Annotated in this window: 13 protein-coding genes; 8 read left to right on the forward strand and 5 right to left on the reverse strand. The window is 38.3% G+C overall.

Features of this window, described 5'->3' with window-relative positions; translation table 11 throughout:
* Positions 1-320: 320 nt before the first annotated feature.
* The 6 genes from HMPREF1865_RS04840 to HMPREF1865_RS04865 all read left to right on the forward strand — a co-directional run bounded on the left by HMPREF1865_RS04840 (position 321) and on the right by HMPREF1865_RS04865 (position 6,333).
* Positions 321-725 (forward strand): PACE efflux transporter, encoded by a 405-nt coding sequence (locus HMPREF1865_RS04840; RefSeq protein WP_060919393.1) that lies wholly within the window; start codon positions 321-323, stop codon positions 723-725.
* A gap of 59 nt (positions 726-784) precedes the next feature.
* On the forward strand, positions 785-1,288 hold the full coding sequence (locus HMPREF1865_RS04845; protein ID WP_060919394.1) for an ECF transporter S component: 504 nt from the start codon (positions 785-787) through the stop codon (positions 1,286-1,288).
* Positions 1,289-1,440: 152 nt separating this feature from the next.
* Positions 1,441-2,574: a trans-sulfuration enzyme family protein gene (locus HMPREF1865_RS04850; protein ID WP_060919395.1), complete on the forward strand. Its 1,134-nt coding sequence runs from the start codon at positions 1,441-1,443 to the stop codon at positions 2,572-2,574.
* 10 nt (positions 2,575-2,584) lie between these two features.
* Positions 2,585-3,769: a MalY/PatB family protein gene (locus HMPREF1865_RS04855; RefSeq protein ID WP_060919396.1), complete on the forward strand. Its 1,185-nt coding sequence runs from the start codon at positions 2,585-2,587 to the stop codon at positions 3,767-3,769.
* Positions 3,770-3,812: 43 nt separating this feature from the next.
* Positions 3,813-4,772, forward strand: coding sequence for a homoserine O-acetyltransferase MetA (gene metA / locus HMPREF1865_RS04860; RefSeq protein ID WP_004697897.1), 960 nt, complete (start codon positions 3,813-3,815; stop codon positions 4,770-4,772).
* Positions 4,773-5,061: 289 nt separating this feature from the next.
* Positions 5,062-6,333, forward strand: coding sequence for an O-acetylhomoserine aminocarboxypropyltransferase/cysteine synthase family protein (locus HMPREF1865_RS04865; RefSeq protein ID WP_060919397.1), 1,272 nt, complete (start codon positions 5,062-5,064; stop codon positions 6,331-6,333).
* A 481-nt stretch (positions 6,334-6,814) separates the two neighbouring features.
* On the opposite strand, the gene HMPREF1865_RS04870 is transcribed toward HMPREF1865_RS04865, so the two are convergent.
* Positions 6,815-7,402 (reverse strand): PepSY domain-containing protein, encoded by a 588-nt coding sequence (locus HMPREF1865_RS04870; RefSeq protein WP_060919398.1) that lies wholly within the window; start codon positions 7,400-7,402, stop codon positions 6,815-6,817.
* Between the two features lie 394 nt (positions 7,403-7,796).
* On the opposite strand from HMPREF1865_RS04870, the gene HMPREF1865_RS04875 reads away from it, so the two are divergent.
* A complete protein-coding gene (locus HMPREF1865_RS04875) occupies positions 7,797-8,363 on the forward strand; it encodes a biotin transporter BioY (RefSeq protein ID WP_060919399.1) in 567 nt (188 codons plus the stop codon).
* 177 nt (positions 8,364-8,540) lie between these two features.
* On the opposite strand, the gene HMPREF1865_RS04880 is transcribed toward HMPREF1865_RS04875, so the two are convergent.
* The 4 genes from HMPREF1865_RS04880 to HMPREF1865_RS04895 form a co-directional block, all read right to left on the reverse strand.
* Positions 8,541-9,305 carry a TIGR03943 family putative permease subunit gene (locus HMPREF1865_RS04880; protein WP_060919400.1) on the reverse strand — a complete coding sequence of 255 codons (765 nt, stop codon included), beginning with the start codon at positions 9,303-9,305 and terminating at the stop codon, positions 8,541-8,543.
* A gap of 58 nt (positions 9,306-9,363) precedes the next feature.
* Entirely contained in the window at positions 9,364-10,899 is a 1,536-nt protein-coding gene (locus HMPREF1865_RS04885; protein WP_060919401.1) for a permease, read from the reverse strand.
* Positions 10,896-11,765 (reverse strand): CobW family GTP-binding protein, encoded by an 870-nt coding sequence (locus HMPREF1865_RS04890; RefSeq protein WP_008602960.1) that lies wholly within the window; start codon positions 11,763-11,765, stop codon positions 10,896-10,898. The genes HMPREF1865_RS04885 and HMPREF1865_RS04890 overlap by 4 nt, the downstream gene beginning before the upstream one ends.
* A 424-nt stretch (positions 11,766-12,189) precedes the next feature.
* Positions 12,190-13,638 (reverse strand): aminoacyl-histidine dipeptidase, encoded by a 1,449-nt coding sequence (locus HMPREF1865_RS04895; RefSeq protein WP_021147705.1) that lies wholly within the window; start codon positions 13,636-13,638, stop codon positions 12,190-12,192.
* Positions 13,639-13,939: 301 nt separating this feature from the next.
* Here HMPREF1865_RS04895 and HMPREF1865_RS04900 point away from each other — a divergent pair, with 301 nt between their 5' ends.
* A complete protein-coding gene (locus tag HMPREF1865_RS04900) occupies positions 13,940-15,391 on the forward strand; it encodes a nicotinate phosphoribosyltransferase (protein WP_060919402.1) in 1,452 nt (483 codons plus the stop codon).
* Positions 15,392-15,397: the final 6 nt, after the last annotated feature.

The following is a 15,397-nucleotide window of genomic DNA, read 5'->3' on the forward strand; positions in this document are numbered from 1 at the left end:
TGAAATGGCAATACTCACTTTGGGAAAAGCAAGTTGAGCTTACAGAACGCTACGAGGGGCTTCCTTTATATCCGAAAATGGCATAGCTCACTTCGGGAGGGCAAGTCGCTGGACAGACATATGGCGGCTTCTTTTATCCTGAAATGGCAATACTCACTTTGGGAAAAGCAAGTCGAGTTTAAAGAACACTACGAGTAGCTTCCTTTATATCCGAAAATGGCAAAACTCGACAGAACTCGACAAATCTAAAATAATAAATATAATATTGATGTGATAGTAAATATCTTTTTTGGGTTTTCTGATGGAGGTGGTTTATTATTATGTCTGCTACAGAGCGTGTTGTACAGTCGATTTTATATGAGCTGGGCTGTGTTTTGATTGGCTGTTTGGTGATGCAGTTTGTTCCGCATGAGGGGCAGCCTTTGGTCTTGATGATTATTTTTTCCTTGTTGGCGATGGTTTGGAATTTTGTGTTTAACTGGATATTTGATAAACTAGTACTAGGTGACCGATTAGCGCGAGGGCCTGTAATCCGCACAATTCATGCAGTGTTGTTTGAAGGTTTGTTTATGCTTGCCACAGTGCCTATTATTATGTACATGATGCATATGAGCTTTTGGATGGCCTTTGTTACAGATATAACGATGACATTAGTCATATTAGGTTATACGTATGTTTATAATTGGGTATATGATCGGGCACGTTTATTATTTGTAGAAGCTTAGTTTTAATATATGAGGTAGGTACCTCTTGAAAAATCTATATCGTATAGTAGGAGGTTCTTATGTCTACAAAATCTATTACAGGTACAGGTCTCTTGTTGGCCGTTGCCTTATTGGCGCAAAGCTTGCGCCTCATGTTTCCATTTATTCCAAACCAGGTGAGTATGTTCCTCATCGGTTCCATTACATCTGCTACATTTGTGCTTGCAACGTGGCGCTATGGTTGGAAGAATGGACTCGTCATCGCCTGGATTGCTCCAGTAGTAGCGCATTTACAAGGTATGTTGCCGTTGCCACCATTTATTTTGATTACGGCTCTTGGTACGACTGCGTATGTATTCGTAGCCCACTGGTTAGAACATAAACCAAAGGCATTGCTTATCATTGTGGCTGCTTTGGTAAAAGCCGGCGTACTCTTTGGAGGGTATTCCTTGTTCTTCTCCTTGTTCCAATTTCCACCAAAGATTGTAAATACCATGCTTTTCGTATCTAGTTGGCCGCAATTGGTAACTTCGTCATTAGGTATAATTTTGGCATTACTTATTACTAAACGCACTAAAAATTAGGTCAACTTAACTTAGAGTTATGACAACCCATTCAAAATATATATGACCTTTTAAGGGCACTCAAGACCTATGAGTGCCCATTTTTGTTGACCGTAATCATTGTCTACTTTTATAATTAATATATTGTATACAAATATGAGGAGTTGATAGGAATGAAATTTAATACAAAATGTGTTCACGGCAGTGGCAAACCAGATAGCACTGGTGCAATTTCCCCTGCAATCTATATGTCTAGTACATTTTCCCATCCAAAGTTGGGGGATACAACAGGTTATCAATATTCGCGCGAGTCTAATCCAACGCGTGACCGTTTGGAACAATTGATCGCTGGCCTTGAAGAAGGCACAGATGCATTGGCATTTTCCTCCGGTATGGCAGCTGTGGACGCAGTATTCCATCTATTCTCCTCTGGGGATCATATCATCTTGGGTGATGACTTGTACGGTGGCTCTATCCGCATGTTCACGAATATTTACGAGCAAAATGGTATCGAGTTTACGTATGTAGGCACTTCTGATCTTGACGCGGTGAAAGCAGCTTTTAAACCGAATACAAAGGCTGTATATATTGAAACACCAACAAATCCTATGATGGAGATAACCGATATTCGTGCACTTTGTGCATTGGCTCACGAACGCAATGCGCTAGTAATCATCGACAATACCTTCTTGAGCCCATACTTCCAAAAACCATTGACCTTGGGTGCCGATATTGTTGTTCATAGTGGTACAAAATTCATCGGTGGTCATCACGATGTAATCTCTGGTTTTACTATTGTAAAAGATGAAGAAATCGCTGCAAAATTGCGTTTAACATATAAAACCGTAGGTGCATGTTTATCTGCTATGGATAGCTGGCTCGTTATTCGCGGTGTAAAAACATTAGCTCTACGTATGGAGCAACATCAAAAGAATGCCATTGCTCTTGCTGAATGGCTAAAAGAACAACCAAAAGTAACTAAAGTTTTGTTCCCAGGCCTTCCAGAACATCCTGGTTATGAAATCAATAAAGCCCAAACAACAGGCTTTGGAGGCATGCTATCCTTCGAAGTAGATAGCGAAGAAACGGCTAAACAAGTATTAGAAGGTATTAAGCTTATTCAATTCGCTGAAAGTCTTGGTGGTACAGAATCCTTGTTGACATATCCTGTAACGCAAACACATCCAGATTTAAAACCGGAAGATGCAGAACGTAAAGGTATTACACGTCGTTTGTTGCGTTTATCTGTAGGGATTGAAGATACTGAAGACTTGATTGCAGACTTGGAACAAGCTTTTAATAAATAAAGGAGTTCCTATGGGACAATATAACTTTGATCAAATTTTAGATAGAACGCACACAAAATCTTTAAAATACGATTTTGCTGTTAAGCGCGGTAAACCTGCGGATGTGTTGCCATTCTGGGTAGCGGATATGGACTTTGAAATTCCCCCTGAATTGAAGCAAATCTTATTAGACCGCGTAAACCATGGTGTGTTCGGCTATACCGAGTCCGACGACGAATACTTTGATGTGTTACAAAATTGGTTTAGTACTCGTTTTAACTGGATTCCAGAACAAAAATGGCTTGTTAAAACGCCTGGGATTGTATTTGCTTTGGCGATGGCGGTGCGAGCTTTCACCAAGGAGGGTGAAGGTGTACTCATCAACCAACCGGTGTACTACCCATTTAGCATGGTTATTGATGACAACAATCGGCGTCTCATCAATGTGCCACTCATCAAAGGCGACGAAAAATACACTATCGATTTTGAAGGCATCGAGCGTGCAATCATTGAGGAGAATATAACATTATTCCTCTTGTGTAACCCCCATAATCCAGTAGGGCGCGTGTGGACTGAAGACGAGTTAAAACGCCTCGGCGATATTTGTATTAAACACAATGTGCTCATCGTGAGCGATGAAATTCATGCGGATTTTGTATGGAAAGGGCATACGCACAAGGTATTTGCGGACCTTGGTGAAAGCTATGCAGAACACTGTGTTGTATGTACAGCGCCTAGTAAGACTTTTAACATTGCAGGCTTACAAGTAAGTAATATTTTCATTCCTAATGATTCCTTACGCCGCCGTTTTATCAAAGAAATCGATCGTGCTGGCTATAGCCAGTTGAATACGATGGGGATCGTTGGCTGTGAAGGTGCTTACAAAGTGGGGGCTCCTTGGCTTGATGAATTGAAAGAATATATTCAAGATAATATTCAATTCACCATCGACTATATAGCAAAATATATGCCAAAAATCCATGTGTATCGGCCTGAAGGGACATATCTCATGTGGCTAGATTGTTCTCAATTGCCGCTGAGCCCTAAAGAGCGAGATGAATGGATCGTTAATGATGCCAAGCTATGGCTCGATACGGGTTCTATGTTTGGCATCGATGGGGAGGACTTTGAACGCATTAATGTTGCTTGTCCTCGTAAAATATTAGAAGAAGGGCTCGAATCTTGGCGCCGTGCCTATGAGGCTAAGGGCTTTTAATTAGATTAGGTTATCAAGTTGTAGAATATGTAGAGGTGACATTATGCCTATTAAAGTAATAAAAAATTTACCGGCCATAACGAAATTAGCTCAAGAGAATATTTTCGTTATGGATACTGAACGGGCGGAAAATCAACAAATCCGACCTTTGCAAATTTTGCTTGTCAATTTGATGCCTACAAAAGAAGTGACGGAGACGCAAATCTTGCGTGCTCTCAGTAATAGCCCATTGCAAGTTAATTTAACATTATTACATACCGCATCTCGTAAGGCTAAAAATACAGATGAACAATATTTAGAAACTTTCTATCGCACCTTTGATGAAGTAAAAGACCAGTTCTTTGATGGTATGATTATTACCGGTGCTCCTGTAGAGTTAATGCCTTTTGAAGAGGTAGACTATTGGTCTGAACTCGTAGAAATCATGAACTGGGGCGAAGAACATGTATATTCGACCTTCTATATCTGTTGGGGAGCTCAAGCTGGTTTATATCATCACTTTGGTATTAACAAATCTATTATGGATGAGAAATTATTCGGTGTTTATGAACACGATATTTATAATGATCGACCAGTGCTCATGCGTGGATTCGATGAAAAGTTTTGGATGCCACACTCTCGTCACACCACAGTTTCGTTGCAACAAATTAAGGAAAATCGTGACTTGGAACTTTTGGCTGGGTCTGAACCAACAGGTGCTGCTATCGTTCGTAGCTTAGATAATAAACATATCTTTGTATTTGGTCATGCCGAATACGATTGGGACACACTTAACCGTGAGTACGTGCGGGATATCAAAAAAGGTATGGATATTGCGGTTCCTGAAAACTACTTCCCGGATAATGATCCAAAACAACGTCCCATCGTGCGCTGGCGCTCTGTAAGTACATTGTTATTTACGAACTGGTTAAACTACTACGTTTATCAAGAAACACCATACATCATTGAACAAATCCAAAAAATGAAATTTGAACGGGATAAAAATTTAGGCGCTTACATCTAAATGTAAGTACTTATTTCTAATCTATTGATAGTACTATGTACCCCTAATTACTTCTAACATCTCTCAAGGGAGCTAGTTCTTTGGAAGTAATTAGGGGATTTTATTTCTCATAAATGACTTAGTTCGCTTTAGCGGTTTTGGTAAAAGCTTTTATCCTCCTTTGTCCACCATAGTTTAAAGTTATGGAGAAAAGAATATAAAAAATAGTAGACATAACTTTTAAAGCATAGTAATATACTAGGCATAAAGAACGAACTTAAAATATAGTTAATATAAAGGAGTTATTATAATGAGTAAACAATACAGATTTGAAACATTACAATTACACGCTGGTCATACGGTGGATCCAACAGGTTCTCGTGCAGTACCGATTTATCAAACTACATCTTTCGTATTTAAAGATGCTGAGGAAGCCGCAGGTCGTTTTGCATTGACTAATCCTGGTGGTATTTACTCTCGTCTTGGTAATCCTACTACAGATGTATTGGATTCTCGTGTTGCACAACTTGAAGGCGGTGCTGCTGGTATTGCAGTAGCATCTGGTTCTGCAGCGGTTACGTACTCTATTTTAAATGTAGCAGATGCTGGTGATAATATTGTTGCTGCATCCACATTGTATGGTGGTACTTATAATTTGTTTACTGCTACATTGCCTCGTTTGGGGATTCAAACTAAATTCGTAAATCCGGATCATTTGGAAGAATTTGAAGCAGCTATCGATGAAAAGACTAAAGCCGTTTATATCGAATCTATTGGTAACCCTGGTATTAATCTTATCGATGTACAAGCTATAGCTGATATTGCACATAAACACAATATCATCTTGATTGTAGACAATACATTTGCATCTCCATACTTATTCCGTCCATTAGAACATGGTGCTGACGTAGTTGTACACTCTGCTACTAAATACCTTGGTGGTCACGGTACAACATTGGCTGGCGTAGTAGTAGAATCTGGTAAATTCGACTATAAAGCTTCTGGTAAATACCATGGCTTCTCCGAAGGTGACGAACACTACAATGGATTAGTATTTGGTGATTTGCCAATCCCATTCACTGTAAAAATTCGTGCTCAATTACTTCGTGATACTGGTGCATGCATTACTCCACTTGCAGCATGGCAAATCTTGCAAGGTATTGAAACATTGTCCTTGCGCGTAGAACGTCACGTAGAAAATGCTCGTAAAGTAGTAGATTTCTTGAGCAAACATCCTAAAGTAGCATGGGTAAGCTATCCAGAATTAGAAGACAGCAAATACAAAGCATTAGCTGATAAATACTTCCCTAAAGGTGTTGGTGCAGTATTCACATTCGGTGTAAAAGGTGGTAAAGAAGCCGGTATTAAGCTAGTTGATTCTTTGGAAATCTTCTCCAATCTTGCCAACGTAGCAGATGCTAAATCTCTTGTTATTCATCCTGCATCCACAACACATGCACAACTTAATGAAGAGCAACAAAAATCTGCTGGCGTAACACCAGATATGATCCGTGTATCTATCGGCCTTGAAAATATCGATGATATCATCGAAGACTTAGCACAAGCTTTAGATAAAGCATAATTTTCGTACCTCTTGTTTGGAAAACTATAGATCAAACCTTCAAAACTTACAAATGACATCCTTAAGCTGAACTTTGCTTAAGAAATAGAACACATAACTATTAAACCTATAAAACTTATGCAAAAGGCCTCCCGCTGGGAGGCTTTTTTGTTATTAGTGTGTTGTTGTCTTTATAAGAATGAAATGTTGTGTAAGTGTAATATAATCTTGATAGAATGGACATAAAAAGACCTTGGATTTAATGATCCAAGGTCTTTAAGGGAGTATAGTGTGTGTAACGTTTGGTCTGTGGTGTGTGCACAGACCATTTTCCTATTGTGTGAGATAGGATATTAGGGAGCCCGTGGTTAGTGTTACGGACTCTCTGAGAGTGTGTTAGAGAGTGTATCCAAAGGATACAGTGGGTATAGTATGTGTGTTATATGTGTAGTGTGTCATCTAAGTGGGTTAGGATAGGGTTTCACTTGATGAAATAGAAATCTTAGTATTTTGTGTTTTTAACTTTAGCGCTAATAACTTTACCGGATGTAGCGTCTACTTTTACTTCCGCATTTTTACCGCCGCCAGTTGTCATATCGAATTCATATACAACTCTGCCGTTTTCACGTTCAACGGTCCAATCCATAGTTTGGAAATCAGAACCAACTTTTTCCATAGCTTTTGTTTCAGCTACTTCAGGAATGATGATGTTTTGAACGTTAATTGTTTTAGAAGCTTTGGAGTAACCTTTTACTTCTTTACCAACGATTTGACCAGATGCTTCGTCTACTTTAATTTCTACTTCACGGTTGCCATAATAACCTTCTACTTCATAGTAAGGATTGTGTTTTGCATCATAGGAAATAGATTTTACAGTAGCGCCAGGGAATTGTTGTTGGAATACTGTAACAGCGCCCATGTAATCAACAGAATAGTTTGCTTGTGCAGATGGAGCAATGCTACCAACACCGTTCCAGTTGCTATGGTTGTTGTAACCATGGTTGCTAGCTGCACCAACTACACCTGCTAATAATACTGTACTAACGCCAAATGCACATAGTACTTTGGATACTTTCTTAACATTTTTCATAAGCAATGCCTCCTGATACCAAATTATAATTTTCGTTTAGTTACGATTTTGTGAAAGTAGATTTTACTCAATCTACTCACGTATAATTTAATCTTGTTATATGAAGGATAAGTGAAGTTTAGTAGTTTTTGTATGAAGATGAGTATATCTTTTAGTTATTATGAACTATTGATAATAACTATTAGCTATAGTCAAAATTAAAAAGTACTAAAAACATAGTATATATAGTATTAGACTATATAGTAAACTAAAAGTCAACCATTATAGTTGACAATTAAAAATACAAGTGCTTTAATTTAGATAGTTAGTAGTTTGTTTCCGTGTTATCTTGGACTTTTATTCTCCATTGATAGCACAAATTCCTGCTTAGGTCTGTTATGAATGGAGGTATACCATGAGCTCTACTGTATCAAAACAAACTCGCATTACCACCCGTCAGTTAACGATGACAGCACTCTTTGTGGCGCTAATCGCCGTTGGTGCTTTCATACGGGTCCCATTACCGAATTGTCCGTTTACATTGCAAATCTTATTTACTACATTAGCGGGCATTGTTTTAGGTAGTCGTTTAGGTGCCGCTAGTGTTGGCATTTATATTGTACTAGGCCTTGTTGGGGTACCTATTTTTACATCTGGTGGTGGTCCTAGTTATATTTTGCAACCTACCTTTGGTTATTTAATTGGCTTTATGGTTGGTGCGTATGTAGTAGGACGCATTGCAGAGACAATGGATACACTATCGTTTAAACGTTTGCTAGCCGGATCTATATTAAATCTATTAATTGTATATGGACTTGGCATGGTGTACCTATACTTTATTATGAATCTGTATTTAGGTAAGCCGATTGGTGTGGAAGCTGTCATTATTACTTGCTTCCTAATCCCAGTTGGCCCAGACATTTTCTTGTGCGCTGTAGCAGCATCTCTTGGCAAGAGAATTATTAAAGAATTACAGCACTAATAGAACGTTTTAATAACTATTATAATTAGAATAACTAGAATAAATAGAATAACTATTATAAGGAATTAATCTGTTGTAGATTCATATAGATATTGAATTATGAAATATACGTTATTTTATTCAACAGAATCATTCCTATTAAAAACGAGGCGTTAAGCCTCGTTTTTTATGTAATTCTTAAGGGTATACATAGCCTAAAATAGGTTCTGCAGATTTGATTTTGGTAATCTCTACATATGGTTGTTTACGACCGTGGAAGTCTCGCGTAGAAATCTTTCCTTCAATCGATACCCATTGTTCATTTTGTAAGCTATCACCATCTGTTTTATAGGCTGTCATGCCAATAGGGGCAACGTCAGCAATACAACAAGCCATAGCCATACGAGAAATAGTAAATTCGTTAGATTTTAATGTATTATCTTCGCGGTTCACATAGCCTGTCATATAAACTGTGTAGTCTTTATATTGATCAGCATTAGATCCAACTTTTACAATGGTTTGATAGAAATTGTCTGAGTTCAAAACGATTTCTTTTTTGTCCTTGGAAATTCCTGGCTCTTTGCTTTCACTGTTAACAGTGACAACCTCTCCAATAGCATCGTTTGTAAAGTCAAAATTGTTAGTATCATCGTTTACACGAGTGGCACCATGAACGCCTGTTGAGGGTACAAGAACGGGAGGAACGATGAGCAACATAATAGGAATAATAATCGGAACGATAGATTTCCAGTTATGCTTGTAGTATTTTGACGGTGCCCAAATAATCGTCGCTAGACCACCTAAAATAAGGGCAACGCCACTAATACCTAGTAAAAGTTCATAACGCGGTGCAATATAGTTCAAATAACGACCTGTCACAATGAGGTAAATACAACAGATACCTAAGATGAGATACAATAGACCTTTCACGATAGAAAAGCGATCTTTCAGTCCTAATGTCATGAAATCATCTCCTTTTAATTAATTAAGAACTGAGATAATGATTATAAAAATTTGTAAATTAGCTAAGAAAGAATTTGAATACTAATGCTGCCATATAGGACATAACGGCAATCGTTATGCTTAATCGTATGATAAATGAGGTAGGCATATATTGCTTTAATATATATACGTTTTTGATATCTAGCATCGGACCTAAGATGAGAAAGCCCATTACGGAGCTAATAGGAAATAAGGTGCTCAAGGATTTACCGATGATGGCATCTGATGTAGAGCAGACTGAAAAGAAGAATGCTAACATCAGCAAAATTGGAATGGCTGTAAATTCTGGCAAGGTTAATCCTGCGTTGAGAAGCCAAGGCTTGCCATACACTTGAACTATAGATAGTACAGTTGCCGCCATGGAAAAATAGAATAAGAGTTGAGAAAACTCTCGTTCCATATGGACTAACAATCTTTTTTTATCGATATGTTTAGTTTTAGTTGTTTCTAAAACGATTTCTTCGTAGCTAAGATTCTGTGGTGTTCTTGCTTTCAAAATAGATGTGGCTGGAGGCCAAAATCGGAACGATAGGGCTACTAACAAGGCAACACCTAGTCCTAAAACGATACGCCATACGGAGAGCATGGGATTGTCAGGAAACGCATACCATGTAGAAAGAATGGTGATAGGGTTGATAATCGGGCTAGCGAGCATAAATAAAAGAGCTACTGATAAAGGGATGCCTCGATCTATTAGCGCCTTGAATAAGGGGATGATGGCACAGTCACAAATTGGCAAGGCAAAGCCACTGACCATAGCAGCCCCATAGCTTTTCAAAGAATGGTCACCTAACAGTTTTAGTAATACTCGTTGTGGTACGAAATAGCGAATAATCGTTGAGCCTACCGTGCCTAATAAAAGGAATGGAATGGCCTCGATGATGAGGCCCGTGATTATGGCGAAGCATTGGTGAATGGAATAGGGGATGTCATGGCGAAAAGCTGTGACCAACAGTATATAGGTTGTAATACCAATAACTAATAGATTAGGAATGAGTCCCCATGTGGAATTCCGGCACAGTTGTTCTACTTTTTCTGGTGTAGGAGCTGTTATAATTTTAGCCTCTCCGTTGTAGGTACGTAGTAAAGCGTGATGTGTATTGGATTCTGTGATAATACAATCTGCACTATACAATTGACTCATTACATCATTACCTAAACCAGGGAGTATGGTTGAAACAAATTGATCGGTACAAATATACAATACCTTTTCTACTTGTAATAGGTGGCTTAATATATCGCTATATAGTAAGGCTTCTAGTTGATGAAAGCTTACCATGCCATTCCACTCAATCCATAGCTCTTTTGGCTGTAGTCGTTTTAAATAATCCCCGATTTTACAGGCTATCAATTCGTAAGACTTGATATCGCTAGGAACAATGGCACTGAGTTCATCCGCATTGAGTTGTAAGGGCTCTTTGATGAGAGGTTCACTGCCTTCTTCGGCGCTGATTATTGCGGTACCGCCTAGCTTTTTACGGTATTGTAATTGTTCGTTTATGAACGTGCTTTTACCGGATCCAATAAACCCTGTAACGATATAAACTGGTATCATGATTGACACACTTCGTTATGTACCATTGGTACATTAAAATCTGTGCCGATAACGACTAAACTATAGTCATTAGTTTCACTAGGTGAAAGCGAACAGTAATGAGTGCCGTATTGGAGTTCGTGAGGACCTTCCGTGGTTGGTACAATCCCTTTGGCACGAAGCACTGTATCAGGCATGCCTTCTAAAATGGTTTTCCATTGTGCAAGACTAAGGGTGCGCAAATCCTTAAAGGTATGACTCATAAATAAATGTTCATCGTGTAAGCAGTGATCATCATGACAATGATACAGGCGCTTGATGTAATCACGCAAACCAATGGTATCCCATGCTTCTTCATGAATTGGTGTATGTGGCGCGAGGTCGCGAATCATACGTTTTGTAATGCTTGTCTGTTGAATATCTTCTGTATGGCTCAAAAAAATCGCATCACTATGAGTGATTTGATCCTTGAAGAAAAGACCAAAATTTTTGATAAACATTGGTGCTTGCATAGCATCGACAGTCGTTATTGATGCGTGAATGTAAGCAGATTTTGCAATGTCCTCGTCGTTACAAGTATGGATGATTTCACTGAGCTTGCTAACACCTGATGGCTCGATGTAGATCATATCGATTTTGTAATTTTGCAGAATATCAAGTAGTGCTTGTTGGAAATTTCCTTGTAAGCTACAGCAAATACAGCCAGATGTTACTTCACGGACTGTGGCCCCTGTTTTTGCAAGATTAGCAGCATCGAGGCTAGTTTCACCAAAATCGTTTTCTATAATAAGAATTTTATCTTTCGATGTATGTTCTTTTAGTATATGTTGTAAGAATGTTGTTTTTCCAGAACCTAGAAATCCGGATATGATAACTATTGGAATCATATATACCTCCTGCGTAATGTAAACACAGTATACACCTATAGGATAACACAGAAAATACTCTATGGGGTATATGGAAACTAGCAAGTTTATCAGAGTTTAACAGCCTTCTCTGAAATTTATAGATTATATACTATATATGAGTATACTGGCACATGTAGTTGATATTCATAATTATTTATAAATAAAACGATGCATTCCATGTTGTTCATATATGAAAGAATACTCCTGTATGAATAAATATTTATTTATGTAGTTGAAAAATTTTTATGAAAAAAATCCCTCCTACAAGATAATTCAGTTGGAGAGATGGCTGAATTACTTGTAGGAGGGTTGGAGAGTCACTATTACATGGGTCTCGTAACTTGATGTGTTATTTGCTTATAGTATAACAAATTATACATCAAAAATATAGTAATTATTTATTTTATTGTAATTTTGCTAATAATGCTTTGAGGTACACATATACATTTTCAACAGAAGGTAAATGAACGCGTTCTGATGGTGTATGAGGACTTACGATAGTAGGCCCAAAGCTAATCATTTGTGTATTTGGCAATACGCCTTTTAACAAACCACATTCGAGACCTGCGTGAATAGCATTTACATTAGCTGGTGTATCGAACATTTCGTTATGCAAGGAAATCGCTTGTTCTTCCAATTTTGAGCCTTTGTCGTATTCCCATGCTGGATATCCACCTGTACGCTCTGCAGCTACGCCAAGTGCTTTTGCAAGAAGCATCATTTTTTTCGTTAAGAATTCAAGACTATTGCTATTGGAACTACGAATAGAAATGAGTATTTCAATGGTATGTTGATTTTCACGTACGATAGCAATATTATTAGATGTTTCTACAAGGTTTGGGATAGACTTACTTACAGAATGAACCCCATCTTGTGCAAGATAGATATATGTAATAAGTGCTTCTGTTGTGTCTTCTGCATATACTATTTCAGGAGTAGGAACATCTTCAACTACAAATGTAAGGCCTGGATCCTGTACGCTATATTCGTGTTGGTATTGTTTTTCTTGGTATGCGAGCAATGTTTTAATGGCTGCCACATCTTCAGAGCGTACGGATAGTACAGCTACTGCCTTAGACGGGATTGCATTATGTTTAACGCCACCTTCGAAAGACGCTAAGCTAATAGGATATTGTTGTTGAATATCATAGAGTACACGGGTTAGTACTTGGTTTGCATTAGCTCGTTGCTCGTTGATTTCGATGCCGGAGTGCCCCCCTTTAAGGCCAGTTACTGTAATGGATAAGCCCGCATCATAGCCTGGTAAATTGTTTTCGCGTAACAATGGAATTTTTACATGTACGTGGCAGCCGCCAGCACAGCTAACGGTGAAGTCATGTTCTACTTCTGTATCTAGGTTGAGTAAGTAGTCACCAGTTACTTGACCTTCTTTAATGGCAAAGGCACCATCCATACCAGTTTCTTCGTTGGTAGTGAATAATAATTGCATTGGTCCATGTTGTTGGCTTTCATCTTCAAGGAGAGCAAGCATCATAGCAGCACCCATGCCATTATCGGCACCTAATGTTGTATGGTCTGCGTGCATCCATTCTCCTTCGATGATATTAGCAATTGGATCTTTAGAGAAGTCGTGGTTAGAGTCATGGTCTTTAACACAAACCATATCAATATGACCTTGTAAAATGATGGATGGACGGTTTTCATAACCTGGAGATGCAGCTTTTTTGATAACTACATTAAAGATTTCGTCTTGATGAACTTCAAGACCTAAATTTTTAGCAAAGTTCACGATGTAATCGCTGATGCCTTTTTCATTGCCGGACTCACGAGGGATTTGGCTCATTTCTTTAAAAATTTCTAATACGCGTTTTGCTTGAACGATTGTTTCCATAATGGTACCTTTCATTCTCATGTAAAATAGATATGTATGTATTATTGAAAGCTTTTAAAACAATATAAAATAAAATATTATAGCGTAATGGTCGCTTGTTTTACAGTCTAGACTAGCTTCTTTCATACATACGAACTATATAAATTATTGTTGTATATATATAGTTATATCACAATAAAGATTATTAGGATAGCTTATGCTAGGTGCTAGCTATATAGGAATAATATTGTATAATGAGGGTATACGAATAACGAATAACAATTAACTAAATTTCTATAGATCTTAGAAGGTTGGTGAACTAATGCAACATGAAAGCCGCAATATTAGCATGCTTATGGATTTTTATGAGATGACTATGGCACATGGCTACTTTACAAAATTAAAAAATGTGGATCGCGTCGCATTTGATGTTTTCTTTAGACGTAATCCAGACAAGGGCGGTTTTGCTATTTTTGGTGGTCTCGAACAAATCGTTGAGTACATTTTAAATTTACACTTTGATGAAAGTGATATCTCTTATTTACGGAGTCAGGGTATTTTTAGTGAAGAATTTTTAGCATATCTAAAAGATTTCTCTTTCACTGGTGATGTATATGCCTTCCCAGAAGGTTCTATCATCTATCCTAATGAACCTGTAATTACAATTGTGGCGTCTCTCATAGATGCACAAATCATAGAAACTGCAGTACTTACTATGATGAACCATCAATCTCTTATCGCCACAAAAGCTAATCGCATCGTTCGCGCTGCGGATGGGCGTATTGTGGCTGACTTTGGTGCTCGTCGTGCACATAATGTAGACGCTGCTGTATATGGTGCAAGAGCCGCTTATATTGGTGGTGTTCAGTCCACTGCAACCGTTTTAGCAGGGCAACAGTTTGGCATTCCTGTCAGCGGGACCATGGCACATAGCTGGGTTATGTACTATGGTTCTGAATACGATGCTTTCAAAGCCTATGCCGAAGTGTATCCAGATAATGCAGTATTCCTCGTTGATACTTATGATGTGTTAAACTCTGGCGTGCCCAATGCTATTAAGGTAGCAAAGGATGTATTGGAGCCAATGGGGAAACGCTTAAAAGGAATTCGCCTAGATTCTGGTGACCTTGCGTATTTGGCTAAAAAAGCACGACGTATGCTAGATGATGCAGGTTTAGAGGATTGTAAAATCATGGCATCAAATAGCCTAGACGAGTATACAATTACATCTTTGCTAATACAAGGTGGCCCTATTGATATCTTTGGTGTAGGGGAGCGCCTCATTACCTCTAAGAGTGACCCCGTATTTGGTGCGGTATATAAGATTGCTAGCATCGAGAAAGATGGTATGTGGGAACCGCGTATCAAGATTTCTGAAAGTGTAGAAAAAATTACTAATCCAGGTCTTAAAAAGGTATATCGTGTTTATAATGATAAAGGACGTGCGATTGCAGATTTATTAACATTGTTGAGAGAGGTACCTGATACAGAGGAACCATATCGTTATATCGATCCTGAGCAACCTTGGCGTGAATTATATTTTGAAAATTGCACTTTTAAAGAGATGAAGCAGCTTATTATCAAGGATGGTAAATTAGTTGTGGACTTACCAACCCTAGAGGAAATTCGAGCATATGTGCAAGATCAATTAGCTAATGAAATTTGGCCTGAAGAGCAACGCTTTGAAAATCCACATCGTCACTACCTTGATATGAGTCCTAGCTACTATCAATTGAAGATGGATTTATTGAACCGTATTTATCGGAAAAAGTAGGAGGGC

It is taken from the genome of Veillonella parvula, assembly GCF_001553335.1.
In the GTDB taxonomy this organism is placed as follows: domain Bacteria; phylum Bacillota; class Negativicutes; order Veillonellales; family Veillonellaceae; genus Veillonella; species Veillonella parvula_S.